Origin of the sequence: Thermogemmatispora tikiterensis, assembly GCF_003268475.1 — a bacterium.
In the GTDB taxonomy this organism is placed as follows: Bacteria; Chloroflexota; Ktedonobacteria; order Ktedonobacterales; family Ktedonobacteraceae; genus Thermogemmatispora; species Thermogemmatispora tikiterensis.
Map to the genome: position 1 here is coordinate 2,977,925 of NZ_MCIF01000002.1, position 18,658 is coordinate 2,996,582.

Annotated in this window: 12 protein-coding genes and 1 pseudogene; 7 read left to right on the forward strand and 6 right to left on the reverse strand. The window is 58.2% G+C overall.

Features of this window, described 5'->3' with window-relative positions; all coding sequences use genetic code 11:
• Window positions 1-71: 71 nt before the first annotated feature.
• Window positions 72-1,163 carry a heat-inducible transcriptional repressor HrcA gene (hrcA, locus tag A4R35_RS11975; RefSeq protein WP_151727380.1) on the reverse strand — a complete coding sequence of 364 codons (1,092 nt, stop codon included), beginning with the start codon at window positions 1,161-1,163 and terminating at the stop codon, window positions 72-74.
• A 342-nt stretch (window positions 1,164-1,505) separates the two neighbouring features.
• On the opposite strand from hrcA, the gene A4R35_RS11980 reads away from it, so the two are divergent.
• Window positions 1,506-2,057 carry a hypothetical protein gene (locus A4R35_RS11980; RefSeq protein ID WP_112429650.1) on the forward strand — a complete coding sequence of 184 codons (552 nt, stop codon included), beginning with the start codon at window positions 1,506-1,508 and terminating at the stop codon, window positions 2,055-2,057.
• Between the two features lie 285 nt (window positions 2,058-2,342).
• Here A4R35_RS11980 and A4R35_RS11985 read toward each other — a convergent pair whose 3' ends face one another.
• A complete protein-coding gene (locus A4R35_RS11985) occupies window positions 2,343-5,384 on the reverse strand; it encodes a transglycosylase domain-containing protein (protein ID WP_112429652.1) in 3,042 nt (1,013 codons plus the stop codon).
• A gap of 433 nt (window positions 5,385-5,817) precedes the next feature.
• On the opposite strand from A4R35_RS11985, the gene A4R35_RS11990 reads away from it, so the two are divergent.
• The 6 genes from A4R35_RS11990 to A4R35_RS25085 all read left to right on the forward strand — a co-directional run bounded on the left by A4R35_RS11990 (window position 5,818) and on the right by A4R35_RS25085 (window position 14,923).
• The gene (locus tag A4R35_RS11990; RefSeq protein WP_112429654.1) at window positions 5,818-7,419 is read left to right on the forward strand and encodes a peptidase MA family metallohydrolase; all 1,602 of its coding nucleotides are present in this window, start codon (window positions 5,818-5,820) and stop codon (window positions 7,417-7,419) included.
• A gap of 221 nt (window positions 7,420-7,640) precedes the next feature.
• The gene (gene dprA, locus A4R35_RS11995) at window positions 7,641-8,834 is read left to right on the forward strand and encodes a DNA-processing protein DprA (RefSeq protein WP_223258308.1); all 1,194 of its coding nucleotides are present in this window, start codon (window positions 7,641-7,643) and stop codon (window positions 8,832-8,834) included.
• 46 nt (window positions 8,835-8,880) lie between these two features.
• Complete coding sequence (gene alr / locus A4R35_RS12000) at window positions 8,881-11,469, forward strand: alanine racemase (RefSeq protein WP_189361712.1); 2,589 nt, start codon at window positions 8,881-8,883, stop codon at window positions 11,467-11,469.
• Window positions 11,470-11,780: 311 nt separating this feature from the next.
• The gene (locus tag A4R35_RS12005) at window positions 11,781-12,662 is read left to right on the forward strand and encodes a hypothetical protein (RefSeq protein WP_112429658.1); all 882 of its coding nucleotides are present in this window, start codon (window positions 11,781-11,783) and stop codon (window positions 12,660-12,662) included.
• A gap of 612 nt (window positions 12,663-13,274) precedes the next feature.
• Window positions 13,275-13,865 (forward strand): DUF6585 family protein, encoded by a 591-nt coding sequence (locus A4R35_RS12015; RefSeq protein ID WP_112429662.1) that lies wholly within the window; start codon window positions 13,275-13,277, stop codon window positions 13,863-13,865.
• Between the two features lie 275 nt (window positions 13,866-14,140).
• Window positions 14,141-14,923, forward strand: coding sequence for a DUF6585 family protein (locus A4R35_RS25085; protein ID WP_112429664.1), 783 nt, complete (start codon window positions 14,141-14,143; stop codon window positions 14,921-14,923).
• A 107-nt stretch (window positions 14,924-15,030) separates the two neighbouring features.
• On the opposite strand, the pseudogene A4R35_RS12025 reads toward A4R35_RS25085, so the two are convergent.
• From A4R35_RS12025 to A4R35_RS12040, 4 genes and pseudogenes are all read right to left on the reverse strand, one after another.
• Window positions 15,031-15,345, reverse strand: a pseudogene (locus tag A4R35_RS12025) (AMP-binding protein); the annotation flags it as partial.
• Window positions 15,346-15,351: 6 nt separating this feature from the next.
• Window positions 15,352-15,930 (reverse strand): DUF6036 family nucleotidyltransferase, encoded by a 579-nt coding sequence (locus tag A4R35_RS23930; protein ID WP_146747199.1) that lies wholly within the window; start codon window positions 15,928-15,930, stop codon window positions 15,352-15,354.
• Window positions 15,911-16,546 (reverse strand): hypothetical protein, encoded by a 636-nt coding sequence (locus A4R35_RS12035; RefSeq protein WP_112429670.1) that lies wholly within the window; start codon window positions 16,544-16,546, stop codon window positions 15,911-15,913. The genes A4R35_RS23930 and A4R35_RS12035 overlap by 20 nt, the downstream gene beginning before the upstream one ends.
• Before the next feature lie 345 nt (window positions 16,547-16,891).
• On the reverse strand, window positions 16,892-18,634 hold the full coding sequence (locus A4R35_RS12040) for an AMP-binding protein (protein WP_112429672.1): 1,743 nt from the start codon (window positions 18,632-18,634) through the stop codon (window positions 16,892-16,894).
• Window positions 18,635-18,658 lie beyond the last annotated feature (24 nt).

Genomic DNA, 18,658 nt, shown 5'->3' on the forward strand with positions numbered 1-18,658 from the left:
CTCCATGTTTGCCTGTATGCTCGTCACCCGCCCATTGTGGCGGCCCCCCATAGCGCGCTACAGCCGCCCGCTCACAGGCCATAGCCCTGCTCCAGCAGGTCGTTCATCAGCTCAACCATATAGCGGACAACCGCCACCGCCCGCCCGTATTGCATGGGTGTGGGGCCAATCACACCCAAGAGGCCGCTGAGCTTATCCTCACGCCCATAGCGAGCAACAACCAGACTGACATCCTTCATCTCATCCCACTCATCCTCTCCACCGATGATCACCTGTACCCCATCGGACTCGCGCACGTGTGAGGCCAGGGCTGGTAAAAAGCTCTTCTCTTCCAGCACCTTGATCACTTTGTTGACACGCTCGCGCCGCTCCTCTTCCAGCGCGCGGTGACTACGCTCACGGCGCTCCTCATCGCCGGCCCGGCTTCGCCCATCAGGCGGCTCTAAAATGTTGAGGACACCCTCACGATAGAAGAGATCACTGACGAGACGGCTGTGTTGCTCAAGCAATTGGGCGATGGCCGTGCCGATCAGCTGCTCCACCGGGGAGAAGCCTCGCTTCTCCAAGATCGCCATGACTTCGGCAGCATTCTTTCCCTGGAAGAGCTTGTTGAGACGCGTCGAGATGGCGCTCAGATCCTCTTGCTTGTAAGGCGTCTCCAGCAACAGGCGCCGCTGCCTCACTGTGCCATCGCTCATTACCAGGACCAGATGAGCCGAATAATCGGAGACCGAGAGAACTTCAAAGTGCTTGAGCTGCCCTACGCTGGCCCGCGGCGGCGTCATCACAGCGGCGCTGTGCAGCATCCGCGCCATCACCGAGGCCGTCAGGCGCACCCACTGGTCGAGCTGATCCTGCACTTGATAGAACTGGTGGCGGATCAGTCGCTGCTCCTCTAAAGAGAGGGCCGACTCCTCCATCAGATGTTCGACGAAATAACGATAGCCCTGATTGGTCGGCACTCGCCCTGCTGAGGTATGCGGCTGATAGATCAGCTTTGCCTCCTCCAGGCCGGCCAGCTCGTGCCGCACCGTGGCCGAGCTATATCTGAGGCCATACTTGCGTACGAGCGTCTCGGAGGCCACTGGCATGCCTGTGTGGATGTATTCCTCGACCAGCGCTCTCAGGATCTCTTGTTTGCGTGGACTCAGCGGGATCGACATCGGCTCACAGGCCCCTATCTCTGGCTCTACCCAGCCCCCCCGGCCCTCCATTCTTCGCCGGGTTACTCAGGCATCAATGAGGCCAAAATAAGTGCTAGCAGTCTCTTTGTGAGACTGCAAGTACAGCATAGCACTCGGCAGAAAGGATTGTCAAGGGGAGGTGACCGTCAGCCTCGGGCGCCTCTCTCTCCCTTTGCCCCACATACTGGAAGATAGCTATGAGCCTCTCAAAGCTGAGATTGACAAATCAGCATGTATATACTAAAGTATCAGAGAGATCACTTTTCAAGTGATCTCTCCAACTGAATCTCACATGAAGCAAGATTGGGGAGGTTCTCACCAATGCTATTTCTTCAGCGTAACCTGATCATCCCCCTCTCTTCCCTACTAGTCATCCTATCGATACTTTTCCCCGCACTGCTTGCTTCGCCCACCGCGCATGCTCAGGCCCGCATTAGCAGCGATCAGAGCGTTCAGCCTCATTACTATCCACCTCCCTGCCAGGGAGCGGAGTGCTACGGAGCTGATCCATACACGACAACCTGTGGCAAATCTAGCGCCAATAATGGGGTCACGCTCACGACGGTCGACATCTGGACTGGCGGCCCCCAGGGAGGAGGTACATGGATCGGCCAGCTCTATAATTACTACTCGACGCTCTGCCAGGCCAACTGGGCAGTCGTCTGGCTCAATGCCCCTTACGCCATCTCGATCCGCATCTCGACAGTTGGCGGCTCCGAACGCCAATGCTATCCTGAAAACTGCACCAGTTACTATACGGGCAGCGCCTTCCCCGCCTGGACCAACATGGTCGACGGCACTGTTTTGACGCAGGCTTGCGCGAGTCTGGCTATCTGGGGTTCTCTCTCGCGTCAGGTTTGCGTCAACCAGTAGAGGAGAGCAAGCCGGTTGGCGAATCCCGGCTGATCCCGGCGCTGGTCCGGCCAGGGCCAGCAAGCCCAGCGCAGAACGAGCAGGTGTCGATCGCGCTAACGCGCTAACGGTCTGGCGGCAGCCGGGCAAACAGCGGGTCCACCTCCCGCAAGGTGCCTCTCTGACTGGCGTCCCTTAGCAGGGGCGGACCCGCTGGATCTTCTTCTTCTTCTACAGGAGTCACTCCAGCCCACCCCGTTCCTCTACCCTGATCGCTGCCTTGCCTTCAACAGACCAGACGCAGCTTCACGGTTGGGCTGTTGGTGAGGCCCCATTATTGGTTGTTGCCGTGGCTGTTGGCGTGGCAGCACCGTTGCCGCCATTGCCCTGATTCATCCCGGTGGTATCACCCGTTCCCGTTGACGATGAAGTAGTCGCCGGCAGGCCGCTTTGCTGCGGATACTCATCATCCAGCATGACGTCGCAGTAGCCGCTGCCTTGCAGCCCATTCACCGTATTGACGCACATCTTCTTCACGCCCGGTGGGGCCGTAAAGAAGTAGTCATGATACGGCGACTTATAAGAGCCGCAAGGAATATTGGCACCATCCATATTGCAAGCGCCCATGGCCCGCTCAATGACGCTATGCCAGATAGGGGCAGCGCCCGTAATACCGATCACGTTGCCGCGGAACGGCTCGTTATCAGCGTTGCCAGCCCATACCCCCACCACTACATCAGGTGTATAGCCGATGGTCCAGTTATCCTTGAAATTATCGGTCGTGCCGGTCTTGGCAGCCACATCGGGTACCTGACCATTGGGCAGGTGCCAGTCCCACATCGACAGCGTATGGTCGCCGCCGAACTCCTGGGCACGGGCAGCCTCATCCGAAAGCACGTCGGTAATCATATAAGCGATCTGAGGGCTCAGCACGCGCGTGGCTGGAGGATGGCTGGTATCATAGTGATAGAGATGGTGACCATAGTTGTCCCAGATATCGAGTACCCCCTGGGGCGGGACATGCATCCCTCCATCGGCGAAGACCTGATAAGCTCCCGTCATCTGCAAGAGCGGCACCTCGGCAGTGCCCAGCGCCAGGCTCGGGAAGAAACAATCCTGATAGGTGAGATTCGGATTATTTTTGCTCTGACGGCAGGCTGGCAGATCATAGTCACGGATGGCCGTAATACCCATGCGCTCCGCCATCGTGATCACGTTCTGGACACCGGTGAACTCCATTGCCTTGACAGCGGGCACGTTGAGGGAGTTCTGCAGGGCCTCGCGTATGGTCGAATTCCAGTTATGGTAGGTATTGCCGTAATCGGTTGGATGATAGGCATTGTTTTCCGGGTCAGTCTCGGGGTTCTGATTGTTATATGGGAAGTAGGTCTTGACATCCGGCAATACAATGCCAGGATACCAGCCCATCTGGAAGGCGGTCGCATAGACAATAGGCTTGAAAGAAGAGCCTGGCTGGCGCGGTGAGAGCGCAGCGTTGACCTGCCCTTTGATCTGGGGCTTGTTCGAATTCCAGTCGGAGCTGCCAGCCATAGCCAGAACCTCGCCCGTTTTGGCATCCATGACGACCACTGCGGCATCATTGACATTGTTCACAGTATTTAAGGGACCACAGCCAGTATAGTAGGAAAAATAGCGGCACTCGACCTGGTCGAGATGGCGATCGATGGCCTTCTCAACGAAGGTTTCCAGATTGACGTCGATCGTGGTCCGAATATTGAAGCCGCCAGTGAGGAAAGCCACCTCACCGGCCTGCATATCTCCGTGGCCGAGAGCGTTCTCAATCTGAGAGATGACCCAGAAGACGAAGTGGGGAGCCCGAATGGTGTTGACATAGGGATGGAACTTGAACTGGGCAGAGATGGCCTCGACCTTCGCCGCTACCTCGGGTGTAACCAGTCCCACGCCATCTACAACCATACCAAGCTTGATCATCTGGTTGAGCACATATTTCTGACGGTTCAGCGCCCGCTCGGTGTTACCCGGGATAACTTTCTCCAGGGAAGGGTCATAGTAGTCGGGATTCTGTGGCAGACCTGCCAGGAAGGAGGCACGCGCTAGCCCCAGCAGGGGATCATGCTTGCCCGTTTTCAGGTCTACATCGAGATAGCGAATACCCGGAATACAGTTGAAGTGGACATCGCAATGCGGCTTGAGATCAAAATAATCTTCGACTGCCGCTTCGATTCCCAGCTCCTGAGCCCCAAAGGGCGCTACATTAAAGTACATCTCCAGGATTTTCCACTTGGGATACTGCTGGGTCAGGGCAATAGCCAGGGCCGCCTCGGTAATCTTGCGTGAATAGGAATATTGGTCATCGTGAGTAAGGTTCTTAATCAGCTGCTGCGTCAAGCCACTGCCGCCACCGTTATGCTCAATGAAAGCGCGCAGGATACCCTGGGGATCAAAACCTGCGTTCTCCCAGAAGGTGGGGTCCTCGGCGGCAATCATTGCCTGCTGCATAACCATCGGAATATCCTTATATGCCACTGGAGTACGCCGCCCGGCGTACTGACTCTCCGTGTCATAGGCCTGATACAGCAGGTTCATGTTGCGATCATAGATGCGCGAGGTCTGGCTGACATGCTGGCTCGCTAACTGCTGTACCCGCGGGTACTGCTCTTGATAGTAAGCGTAGGCCGAGGCTCCGCCCGTCGAGAGAAAGATCAGGATGAGCACGGCCACCACCGAGGCCACCACGGTTACCACACGCCGCGGGCCAAACTGACGACTCTTAAGGCGCTGACGCCGCCTCCGGAGCATGGAAATGCGCAGAGTGCGTGAGCGACGCCAGGGCCGAGTTTTATCGATGCCGCCGCGCTGGACAGAGGGGGCTGGCCTCTCTAGAAGGCCCGGGCCTACACCGGCACCAGAGCCAGCGGGCAGGGTCGAGGAACGCAGCGCCTGCGAGGGAACCAGGGGACGCGCTGCCTGGGAATGGGAGCCCAAGCCCATGGTACCGGCTACAGCTACCACTTTGCCAGACCAACGACGTACGACGTTGGAGACGTTAGAGACCCAATTATTGTAGCGCCCCGAAAGCAGGCCGGTACGTCGCGGTTGACCTTCCTGATTGCTTGGACTGGCCTGCAGCGGTAAGGGCGCCGGCGTTCCCCCACCTCCCTGCGGCATGGCCGGATGGCCCGCCTGCGACGCTGGGGGAACGTTCAGCCCCAGCCCTGACGGCTGCGGCGATACGGCGGATGGCCCGCTGGTAGGCTGCTCACCGTAGCGGCGTAAGAGGCTCCCCGGCGCTCGCTCTTGCTGGTGACCGTTATAATTTGCTCCTTCAGGACGGTTGAACGGCTGCTTCCACTGACTGTTGCTCATCGGTTCACAATCCCCTCAATGAGACTCCTTGTACACCACCGCCCGGCTGTCAATAAGCCAGAACGCCGGTCCAGGGAGAGAGGCCCACCCCCTCCACAGGCTCCAACCAGCACGGCAAGCCTGCAGCTCCGCTCTCCTTCCTCTGCTCATGAATGCTAGACATGATGTCTGCTTGCTTTGCTCAGCAATCTATCGGACGTAGACACAATAGCACACGGTAAGATAATTGCCTACCGCTATCCCCCTTTCAGGCCATGCCCTCCAATCCCTCCACCCTCATGCCCACTATCCTCTCGTACAGATCCCGATCCATAGACCATGATGCACGCTAGAAGCTCTGCCAATTCATAGCTTCACATCTCCAGATAAATCATGTACAATACATGGGACAATAGAAGCCTGGGCCGTTCTCTTGCAAAGGAGCAATATCCACATGTTTGTGCACTATGCTCGCTTGCCGTTGCTTGTCAGAGTTCTTTCTTCTCTTGCTGCTGCCTGGCTGCTGATAGGGGGAGAACTGGCTTCCCCCGCCCTGGCCGAGCGGGCCGCAGACCCGATCTCGGTAATGGCCCAATCGCAGAGCGTCCATTTCCCCAATTACATCGATTTCCAATTGAGCGCTACTGATAGCCTGGCGCCAATTGTCGTCGCCTATATCCATGTCTCCATCCCACTATTCGATGTCGACGATACCGAGCGAGTCACAGCCAATGCCGCAAAAACGATTACCTTGCACTGGCGCATGGATACCAGCGGGAATAATTACGTTATGCCAGGAGCAACAGTCACTTATTATTGGGAACTTAGCGATTCTCTAGATAATGTTCATTTAACTAAATATGTCAGTTTTATTGTAACCGATACGCGCTTTAGCTGGCAAAGCACAACTCAGGGATATATGCACCTCCATTGGTATAATGAGACCCCCGGTTTCGGCCAGGCTCTGCTCACGCGCGCTGTTACCGACGAGAACCACCTGCTAGAGGTGACGGGTCTGCATTATCACCAGGCCTTTGATCTCTGGGTCTACAGCAGCGAGGACGCTTTCCGCAGTGCCCTCCCTCCCGATACATTCGAATGGGTAGGAGGCGAAGCCTTCCCGCCCCTCAATGAGGCCTTCTTTATGGTGAGCAGTCTCACAGACGAAACTTTGGCGCGCGATATGCCTCACGAGATGACCCATCTGCTGCTCCATCAGACGGTTTCTAACGACACAAACATCCCTCTCTGGTTCGACGAAGGTTTGGCCGTCTATTGCCAGCTCTACCACGAGCCGGAAATGACCGACCGCTTCAATGAGGCTTTGCGCAGCCACTCGCTGCTCCCGCTGGCCCAGATCACGGAACGCTTCCCAAGCGACAGCGATGCCGCCTATCTGGCCTATGCGGAGAGCTGGAATCTGGTCGACTATATGTATCGCACCTTTGGCAAAACAGCGCTGGAGCATCTGTTCCAGCTCCTTGGTAGCAACAGGCAGACCTTCGATGAGGCCCTCCAGGCAGCTATCGGTGAGGATCAGGCCCATCTGGAGAATCAGTGGCATCTGGCTCTCCATCAGCCACCAACGCTCTCACCTGCGGAGATGCAGACGCCAGTCGCACAGCCAGCCACAACGGCCCAGCTCCAAGTGCCGACGCCAGCCACAAGCGATAGCCGGGATACCACTCTGGCAGCTCTTGGAGCCATGCTGATGCTCACGGCTCTGTTGGGCACCGCGCTGCTCCTGTTGTCAGTCCGCAATCAGCGTCTTCAGGCGCTGGCCGCTGTTCAGGCAGCAGAGCAGATTCTGTCGGCCAGCCGCGGAGATCGACAGGGTCCGCCCTCAATGGGTGGCCCTCTACCACCTGGACGCCAGGGAGGCTGGCCTGGACAGTCCGCTCCCAGGACCCCCGATGGGTTTTCGTACTTCGATAGCGATCGGCCTTTCGGCTTGCCAGGAAGGGAGGAAGGTCCGCTCTCTCCGCCACCGCAGGAGCCAGGAGCTAAGGATCACGGCGAGGATCACGGGCCGTGGCCGCCTCGTCCGGAAGTTTGATGCAGCCGGGCAACAGGCCTGGCTCCTCTAGCCTGTTGCCCGCCGCTCTAGCACTGCTCTGACAGATCCGGCTCCCTCCCGGCCAGCATTGCAGGCCAGCCCTCGATCGCCAATCGCTTTATCTCCAGCAAGAGCCAGCGGCAAAACGGTTAAATGGAATGGTGGCGGAAGAATATCATTCATATGATGATTAGATGTGTCATGTGGAAAGGATGTGTGCGATGAGTGATATAATGGATGATACAACTTCTGACTCAGCTTGCGTACCGCGGCAAACGAGCACTCCCGCCTCCCCTGGCGGTTTCTCCCACCCCCCTCTCTCTGAAGAAGAGCGCTCCTACTGGGTGGCCTTCAGTCGCATCCGCGGCATTGGACCAGCCAGCTTCAAGAAGCTTTTGACCTTTTTCCACGGTGAGCTATCCGCCGCCTGGAAAGCAGGACGAGCAGAGCTACTCTCTGCCGGCCTTCACACTCGCCTGGTTGAAAGCCTGCTTCGACAGCGCGCGCTTATTGCTCCAGAGGAGGAGCTGGCCCGTTTGCAACGCCTCGATATCGAGGCGTTGACACCCAGGGACCAGCTCTACCCGCCGGCCTTGCGGCGCCTGAACGATGCTCCTCCTGTGCTCTACCTGCGCGGTCAGCTCAACCCCAATGATCAATGTGCCCTGGCCATCGTCGGAACCCGCCGTATGAGCGCCTACGGCAAGCTGGTGACCGAGCATCTGGCGGCAGAGTTGGCCCGCCACGGCGTGACGATCGTCAGTGGCCTGGCGGTCGGTATCGATACAGCGGCCCATACGGCGGCTCTGGCAACCGGGGGACGTACAATCGCGGTCCTCGCCTGTGGTCTGGATGTCCTCTACCCAGGGTCAAATGTCAATCTGGCGCGCCGCATCGTCAGCTCAGGCCAGGGGGCCCTGCTAAGCGAGTATCCTCCTGGGACCTATCCCGACAGTGGCAATTTTCCTGCACGCAACCGGATTATCGCCGGCCTGGCCCTGGGAGTAGTGGTGACGGAGGCTCCCCAGAAGAGCGGAGCGCTGATCACAGCCCGCCATGCGCTGGAGGCTGGACGCGATGTCTTTGCTGTCCCTGGCAATATGTTCTCCCGCGGGAGCGAGGGGGTCAATCGCTTAATCCGGGACGGCGCCCATTTGATTACCAGTGTTCAGGATATCCTGGACGCGCTCAATCTGTTTACGGTTTCACAGTGCCTGGAGCTACAGCAGGCTCTGCCGGACGATCCAGTCGAACGCCAACTGCTGGCCTTGCTGAACCATGAGCCGCGCCATATCGATGAGCTGACTCGCACATCAGGATTGCCCTCCTCACAGGTGGCTGCGACGTTGCTGACGCTGGAGCTAAAGGGTATGATAAAACAGGTGGGCGCGATGTATTATGTGCTGGCCCGCTAAGTGTATGGCACAGCGTCAGCCTGAGAAGAGAGGTCAGGTCGGCTCTATGATCTTGCTGGATCATCTTCTGGAGGCGACGGGAGGGAGTTTAGTTTTTCTTGGACGTCAACAGCAGTTTCCCGCTTTCAATCATGATACACGTCAATTGCTGCCCGGAGAGCTTTTTGTGGCTGTACGCGGTGAGCGCAGCGATGGCCATGACTACTGGCAGGATGCCCTGCAGCGCGGAGCTGGCGGCCTGTTGATCGAGGGTCGCTATTTCAGTGCGCTCTCTGAGGAGCAGCGCGCTGCTCTGCAAGAGAGCGGCGCGGCGGTGGTGGTCGTCGCGGATACGCGCCAGGCGCTGCAAGCCTACGCCCGGGCGATTCTAGCTCGCTGGCGGCCTACCGTGATCGCGGTCACGGGAAGCACGGGGAAAACGACGACCAAGGAAGCGATTGCGCATGTGCTTGAGCGCCATTTTGCCACTTTCAAGAGCTGGCAGAATTACAATGATTTGCTGGGCTTGCCCCTCTCTCTGGGTCGCCTGGAGGAGCACCACGAGTATGCAGTCGTCGAGTTGGGCTGCGACCATCCGGGTGAGATTGGCAATCTCTGCCGCATTGCTCAGCCCCGTATCGGGGTACTGACCAATATCAGCCCGACTCAGTTGCTGTATTTCGGCAGCCTGGAGCACCTGGCGACGGAGCTGGTAAGTCTGGCTAATTATCTGCCCGCCGAGGGTACACTGGTGGTTAATGGAGATGATGAGCTGCTCCGCCGCCTGCTCCGCCGGAGCGACGACCGCCACTGGCAGGCCTTTACTGCCACGGCCCTGGAGAAGGTCCACGTCTCCTGGGAGGGGACAGAGGCCCATTGGTCAGGGAGTGGACAGGCGCTGAGAACACGCTTGCTCGGCGCGCATTTTGTGACGACCATGCTGGCCGCCGCGACCGTGGGCCGCTTGTGTGGGCTGTCCGATGAGCAGATTGCCCAGGCGCTGGCAGAATTTGCTCCGCTGCCTGGCCGTCTGAATCCTTTGCCTGGCCTGCAGCGAAGCTGGCTGTTGGATGATACGCACAATGCGGCTCCGGCTTCGATGCTGGCCGCCCTGGAGACACTGGCACGGCTGCCAGCCAGAAGACGCATCGCTGTGCTGGGCGACATGTTCAATTTGGGAACCTTTGAGGAGGAGGGCCACACCCTCGTCGGTCAGGCGGCGGCGAGTCAGGTGGACTATCTGGTAACCCGCGGCGAACGGGCAGCGCTGATTGCTGAGGCGGCGCACGAGGCCGGCCTGCCCGCTGAGCGCATTATCCAGACCTCTACCCATGAGGATGCCGCACGGGCCGTGCTTGCTCTGTTGGAGAAGGCTGATCAGCCGACGGAGGACGAGCCACGGGATGTGGTACTGATTAAAGGCTCCGAGGAGGCCCGCATGGAGCGCGTGACGGAGCGCTTGCTGGCCGATCCTGCTCAGGCCCCCGAACGCTTAGTGCGCCAGACCCCAGGCTGGAAGCAGATTGTACGCATGCGCCCGGAGCGACCAACCTGGTTGGAGATCGACCTGAGCGCGATCGCCAATAATACACGACGCATCAAGGAACTGGTTGGGCCACGGGTGCAGGTGCTGGCCAGTCTGAAGGCCGATGCCTATGGTCATGGGGCGCTGAAGGTGGCCCGCACTGTCCTGCTGAATGGAGCCAGCAGGTTGGGCGTGGCAACGGTCAGCGAAGCCACTCCTTTGCGCGAAGCAGGTATTACGGCCCCTATCCTGGTCTTTGGCTATGTGCCACACTGGCAGATGCGTGAGGCGGTGCGCCTGGGTTTGACAATCACGCTCTATTCGAGTGAAGCGGCCCAGGCACTCTCTCGTGCCGCTCAGGCCCTGCAACGCACGGTGAAGGTCCATCTGAAGGTGGACACGGGCATGGGACGTCTGGGCATCCGCGCTGAGGAGATTGAGGCCATCGTCCGACTGGCACAGGAGATCACACGCCTGCCAGGCCTGGAGCTGGAAGGGATCTTTACCCATTTTGCTATGGCCGATGCGCAGGATAAGTCCTACACCCGCAGGCAGCTGGCGCGTTTTCAGCAGGTGCTGCAGGCTTTAGAGGCCGAGGGACTGCGCCCTCCTCTGGCTCATGCTGCTAATAGTGCAGCGACGCTGACGGTGCCAGAGGCGCATTTCGATATGGTGCGGCCCGGAATCGCCCTCTACGGCCTTGATCCTTCACCAGAGGTCCGGCTGCCAGCCGGTTTTCGCCCGGCACTCTCCTTTAAGACGCAGGTGGCTCAGGTGAAGCTGGTTCCAGAGGGTGAATGCATCGGCTATGGCTGTACCTATGTGACAACGCGCCCAACACGCATCGCAGTGCTACCAGTCGGCTACGCCGATGGCTTCCGCCGCGCGCCGCGTACATGGGGCTCGGTCCTGATCCACGGCAGGGAAGCCCCGATCGTGGGCCGGGTCTGTATGGATCAGTGTATGATCGATGTGACGGATATTCCCGGGGTGCGCGTGGGCGATGAGGTGGTGCTGATCGGGCGCCAGGGTGAGGCAACACTGACGGCGGAGCAGGTGGCCGAACGCCTCGGCACGATCAATTACGAGGTGGTGTCGGAGATTCTGGCGCGCGTGCCGCGGGTCGATTGAGAGCCAGACCAGCTTCAGGACCACCTCCCTACCAGGGGAATAACCCACCAAGCGGAATCAGCCGGCATATCAGAAATCGGCCCCTCAAGGGCAGCGGCAGGCAAGAGAGACGGCCTAGGTATGCCTCAGTGAAGATCACGGTCTTGATTCGTTCTATAGATAGATTAAAAGACATATAGCGATACAGGCAGGACCGAGATCTGACTATGAGGATGCTCAGTGATCCGGGCCATCCGTTACGGCTGCTCGCTCCCAGGGTGCTGCGGCGAATCTGGGGGCGGCCACAGCAGGCGAGCAGAGTTGCGTTGCTCATGAGCGCCTTGCTGCTCAGCGCCTGTATGGGAACAACTGAGCCTGTCAGTCCATTGACCAGCTCGGGCGTACGGCCACTGACTCCTACTGTTGGAGCCATGACCTTTGAGCCAGCAGCCCTGCCGACCCCCTCGCCGCTCCCCAAGACGGCCACCACCGCGCCGGCGGCCACAACGTCCCCCGTCCAGGGTCTGATCAGTGCCGTGGGGGCCGTCCTTCCCTCTGATCAACAGTGCGCGGCCAGCATCCACTACAGCTCGTGGGAGCCACGTCCAGACAACACCGCCGCCAATCACCATGTGCCAACAGCCCAACAGCTGGCTGCCATTGACCAGTTCTATCCTACCTACACCCAGAATCCCCAGGCCAATCGCTATAGCGCCCGCATTAGCGGCAATTTCACTGGTACCACCGATGAGATCATCCAGTGGGTGGCCTGCAAATGGGGGGTCAACGCCGATCTGGTACGAGCACAGGCGGCGGTCGAGTCCTGGTGGCACCAGAGCACCGCCGCGGGCAAGACCACCGAGAGCCGCTACTGTCCACCAGGCACCTGGAATGGCTCATCCTGCCCTTCCTTTTATGGTCTGCTGCAAATCACCTATCGCTATTTCAGTCACGAGTGGCCGATGATGCGCGATGATACGGCCTTCAATGCCGATTATGTCTACGGGATGATGCGCATGTGCTACGAGGGCCTGGCTACTCAGCTGCAGGCGTCGACGCCCAGCGCCGGCTACCCACGCTATCACGCTGGCGATATCTGGGGCTGCCTCGGCTCCTGGTACAGCGGCCAGTGGTACGATAGTGGGGCCATCCACTATATTCAGGAGGTGCAGAAAACGCTGCAAGAGAAACCGTGGCTGGGTCGCTGGTTTTAATCTGCAAGGAGACGGCGAGAGCACAGGTGATCAGCTAGTGGGTTCCTTGCCTGCGTAAGATCACCATACAGCATGGATCTCGACCGGATCGCTGTCGGCCCGCAATCTCACAGACATCTGCTCTCGCCCTTCGCCCTATCGCTGACTCGCATCTAGAGAGCCTCATTGTTCCTCAAGGATAACATCTATCTTTCGGCTTCAGCCTGCAACATACGGACCTGATGCGATAGGTCGCGCTCCTGACAGTGGGACACGAGGACAGAGAGGGAGCGGAGGATTACGCTTGCCTCTTTCCCTTCCAGCTTGGTATTTTCTTAAAAAGAGAAGAAGAATGTGATGGAAGGGGACTGAAGGGTAAAGCTCCTCGCCAAACTGGGGGAGGCCACCGCTGACGGTTCTTCCCGAAAGGAAGATGGGTCCAATGCAGCAACAATACTCGCTGCCGCAACTCGTTCCGCCCGCCATTTTGAGGCGTGCAAAGGCTAAGAGGCTGGGCGACTGGCTCTGCGGCTACCGCCTGCCTCAGAAGACTTGGGGCTGTCTCTTGCTGCTTCTGCCTCTTCTTTTCATTGAGGCTCTCTGTCTCAGCAGCGGTTCTCTATCTTCGCTCTGGTGACGCTAGGTATCACTTTCCTGCTGCTCCTGATGTGGGTTATCTGGACAGTTGATACATTCTACAGTCGCATTGATCTTTTCAGCCACGGCTTTCTGTGGAGCAGCCCTTTCAATCAGGCGGCCTTTCGCTGGGAAGACATCTCGACTATCTGGCGAGGCACCTACCAGGCATCCAGTGATTCTCATCCTGAAGGTGTAGGCGAGATCGACACGATCAAGGTAAAACAGCAGAACGGCAGTCTCTTCGAGCTTTCGACCTTCACGCAACTGAATGAACATGAGCGCGCGCGCATCTGCGATACAATTGAAAGCTACTTTGTCGCCACCCACCTTCCTGCCCTTCTGGAAGGCTATCAACGGGGCGAGATCCTCAACTTTGATCCGCTCTTCGTCAGCCGAGACGGCCTGTGGAACAAAGGGGATTTCTTGCCCTGGAGCCAGGTCGAGACGATCGAGATTGGGCCTGAGCAGATCGTCATCCGGCGCGAGGGACGGACCTCGGACTGGTACCGCACCTGGGTACCACGGCAGCCCAACGCCTGCTTACTCAACGCTGTAGTCGAGATTGTGTACAAGGCCAGTCGCTAGAGCATGACGCGACAGCTCGCTCCCCATCTTCAGGAAGCTGCTGCCTTTCTGCCACGGGCAGCAATGTACGAGTCGGCAGCGTCGCATTACCCATCTGTCAGTGAGCTCCCTGCGACAGCAAGAGTGAACAGCGGCAAATACCCTTGCTTCTTGCTTAGCCTTCATGGTAATGTCTCAGTGAACAGGCATTGAAACATGTAGGCGTTTAGGCTTTTGGCAGAGGCGAGAAAGCCGCCCCAACTAAGAGCCCTCTCGCGCACAAAGGCGGGACCGCCATGCAGCAAGAATTCTCACCCCGACAGCCAGTTCCTTCCTCTATCCTGAGACGAGCAGAGGCCAGAGGTCTTGGCGACTGGCTCTGTAGCTACAGACTCCCTCAGAAGACTGGGAGCTGCCTCTTTCTACTCCTCCCGACGCTATTCATCGAACTGCTCTTCGTTGGAAGCGTGCATGCCCTCGGCGCGTTCATCGCATTGGGCATAACTCTTTGGCCGCTAGTCCTCTGGGCCGGCTGGACATTCAATACTTCCCGCAGCCGCATCGATCTCTTTAGCAACGGCTTTATACACACCAGCCCCCTCAACCAGCAGATTTTTCCCTGGAAGGAGATCAAGATGCTCTGGCGAGGCACCTATAAGAACAGCAGCAATACTCAATCCGCAGGAGTAAAGGACATCGATACGATCAAGATCAGGGACAAGCAAGGCAGAGCCTTCGAGATCTCCACCCTTCACAAACTGAATGAACATGAGCGCGCGCGCATCTGCGATACAATTGAAAGCTACTTTGTCGCCACCCACCTTCCTGCCCTTCTGGAAGGCTATCAGCGGGGCGAGATCCTCAACTTTGATCCGCTCTTCGTCAGCCGAGACGGCCTGTGGAACAAAGGGGATTTCTTGCCCTGGAGCCAGGTCGAGACGATCGAGATTGGGCCTGAGCAGATCGTCATCCGGCGCGAGGGACGGACCTCGGACTGGTACCGCACCTGGGTACCACGGCAGCCCAACGCCTGCTTACTCAACGCTGTAGTCGAGATTGTGTACAAGGCCGCTCGCTAGCGCTCCCCAGAAGGCCAGTCAATAAAATAAGTGCCAGGGGAGCAGCTACTCCCCTGGTACCGGATTCATCAAGCTTGGCCAACGATGGCGCTCACTCCTTACCGCCGATAGAACTCATCAGCATCCATGACCGCCAGATCGCCGGTGTGCATCCAGCGCGCCCGATCGATCGCCTGCCCCGTCGCCTCCCGATTGTTCCAGTAGCCTAACATGACACTATAGCCGCGCGTGCACAGCTCCCCCGGCTGGCCCACAGGCACCACCTTCCCGCTCGCCGGATCAACAATTTTGATCTCCAGGTGCAGATGTACCTGCCCCACCGTGCTCACCCGCTTCTCTAGCGGATTATCCAGCCTGGTCTGCGTCGACACCGGCGACGTCTCCGTTATCCCATAGCAGATCTCCACCTGCTTCATGTGCATCACCACTTAGCTACTCTGGAGGAGAAGGCGAAATGCCTCATAGCGCTGTTGCAGGCGCTCACGCGAGAGATTGGGGTAGCGCCGCCTGTAGGCAGGAGAAGCCAGCTTATCTAGCACATTCTGAAAAAGATAATCCAGCTCTTCAAGGGCAATGCAACCTTGCCGCTGCATCAATTGGACATCAAGGCTATCGCGCTGGCTCCCACGCAGGATTTTGGAAAGGGCAATGCTATACCAGTCAAAGTAGAAGACGTCGAGCTTTCCATAGCGCTTGACAAATTGTAAGCGTGCTTCCCAACCATCTGGCAGGGGCATAAAATCACCTGGAGAAACGATTTCAACATTTACATCCAATTCTTGCTTTAGATGCTCTATTTCTTCTATAAGATCGTAAGGATCAATGCCGATTTGAAGGTCAATATCTAGAGTATATCCAGGACGAATGCCACAATGAACGAGTGCTGCTCCTACCACAAAGGTAGACTCTGCCAGGCTTCTGAGTCCTACCCAATCGAGCAAGGAACAGCTCAATTTCGTTCTTGCCCAGCCGGCTTGCGCATACTCATCAGCATTGCTCCTTGCCACTGAGCGCCTGTAACTGCTGCTGGCTCAACTTCCGTAAGGTTTCAATCACCTTCAGCGGGACCACTCGCCTTTTAGCTTCCTCTTGCTCCAGAAGATGGTCAATCTGATTCTGCCAGTCAGCCATAAAATTGAGAGGCAGACCATAGCGCCGCTGTAGATACTTCTCCAGAGCGGGTAGACCGGCCCGTCCTCCATCGGTAGAGGGCGGTGGCACCTGACGCTCTTGCCAGAGAGAGGCAAATGGTTCTTCAGGAAAAGTAGACAGGCGTCCAAGAGCAAAGGCGAGGCGAAAGAACCACCAGCGCTGCAAGTAGAGTGTAGCCAGAATAAGCACCGCCAGCCGCTCACGGGGTTCACCTTCACAGCGTTGGAGAACCTCCTGCGCGGCGGGAGCGAGCTCGGGATGGAGTATGAAAAGAGAGATGGTAGCATTTTCCACAAGAGGAAAGCTACAGCTAGCCAGGCGCAATAGCAGCTCTACTGGATCGACCGTCGTGGAGGTCCCTGCTGGCGGCGGTGCGCTGGCGACCAGATAATAGATTCCCCACTCACGCAGGATGGCAATCAACGTCTGAATCTCGACCGGGTCAATATCGGCCTGCAATCTGGTAGACATAGCCCTGGCTCACTCCTCGCTTGCTCCTGTTTGAACCAACCTCACGGCTCCTCAAGAATACCATCTTTCTGCCCCAGGTCGTAACAGGCCAGCCTCCTGCAAGGACAATCGAGATCCCGTAGTGGGGATGGCTTGCCCTGGAGCCTGGCTGAAACCCTGGAAATCGGACCAGAGCGCATCATGATCCGATGTGAGGGACAAACTGCTGAACGCGCATGGCTACGCGCTGGCGCGTTCCCCAGAGCCAGCCAGCAGAGCAAGCGCCAGGGGGTGGCTGCTCCCCTGGCGCCAGACTCATCCCCTACACACTACTGGTCAAGGCACACGCTTATAGAGCACACAAGCTTAGGCCGTCTGGATACGAGCGGCCTCCTGCAAGCCCAGTTCCTGAATGGCCTGCTCGCGCATGATAAACTTCTGGATCTTGCCCGTCACTGTCATCGGGAAGCTGTCCACGAACTTGATATAGCGCGGGATCTTGTAATGGGCAATCTTCCCCTGGCAGAAGGCCCGGATCTCCTCCGGCGTGGCCTGCTCGCCCGGCTTCAGCTTGATCCAGGCCATGATCTCCTCGCCATACTTCGCATCTGGCACCCCGATCACCTGGACATCACTGATCTTGGGATGGGTATAAAGGAACTCCTCAATCTCTCGCGGATAGACATTCTCGCCGCCCCGAATGATCATATCCTTGATGCGCCCCACGATGTTGATGTACCCGTCAGCATCCATGACCGCCAGATCGCCGGTATGCATCCAGCGCGCCCGATCGATGGCCTGAGCCGTGGCCTCGCGATTATTCCAGTAGCCTAACATGACACTATAGCCGCGCGTGCACAGCTCCCCCGGCTGGCCCACAGGCACCACCTTCCCGCTCGCCGGATCGACAATCTTGATCTCCAGGTGCGGATGTACCTGCCCCACCGTGCTCACCCGCTTCTCTAGCGGATCATCCAGCCTGGTCTGCGTCGACACCGGCGACGTCTCCGTCATCCCATAGCAGATCTCCACCTGCTTCATATGCATCTTCTCGATAACTTTGCGCATCACCTCCACCGGGCAGGGAGAGCCTGCCATCACGCCCGTGCGCAGGCTGCTCAGATCGAACTGCTCAAAGTCGGGATGCTCCAGCTCGGCGATGAACATGGTCGGCACCCCATAGAGGGCTGTACAGCGCTCTTCCTGGACCGCCTCCAGCACGGCTCGCGGCTCAAAGCTCTCTGCCGGGTAAACCATCGTCGCCCCATGCGTCACACAGCCCAGATTGCCCATCACCATGCCGAAGCAGTGGTAGAGCGGCACCGGAATACACAGCCGATCCCCGTGGGTGAAGCCCTGCAGGCGAGCCACGAAATAACCATTATTGAGAATATTGTGGTGGCTCAGCGTCGCCCCTTTGGGATATCCGGTCGTGCCGCTAGTATACTGAATATTTATCGCATCATCAAATTCTTGTTCTCTTTGTCTTGCTCTTAATGCCTCATCACTGACATTCTCGGACTGCGCCAGCAGCTCGCTCCAGCGCAGCATGCCAGGTACCGACTCTTCGCCGAGCTGGACAATCAGGCGCAGCTCGGGCAGACGCGCGGCGTGCAGCTCGCCCGGTGCAGAGCTTGCCAGCTCGGGTGCCAGCGAGGTCAGCATTTCGACGTAATTGGAGGACTTAAAGGCGGCAGCGGTGATCAGGGCCTTGCAGCCCGACTGAGAGAGCGCATACTCGACCTCATGCAGGCGATAGGCGGGATTAATATTGACCAGAATGGCGCCGATCTTGGCCGTCGCAAACTGCGTAATGCACCACTCGGCACAGTTGGGGGCCCAGATGCCGACCCGCTCGCCCTTCTGAATGCCGAGCTGCATCAGGGCTTTGGCACAACGATTGACCTCGGCCTGCAGCTGGCGATAGGTGAGGCGGATACCCTGGTGGCGGGCAATCAGAGCAGGGTGGTCGGGGAAGCGCTCAACTGTCTGATCAAAGAGATCGCCGATGGTCAGACCCAGCAGCGGGACATCACTGGGACCGCTGGCATAGCTCCATTGCCGGGCCACAGGCGCTGTGGCCCCTTCAGATGCGGATAGTTGAGTCATGGTGCTTCTTTCTCCTCTGAAGCT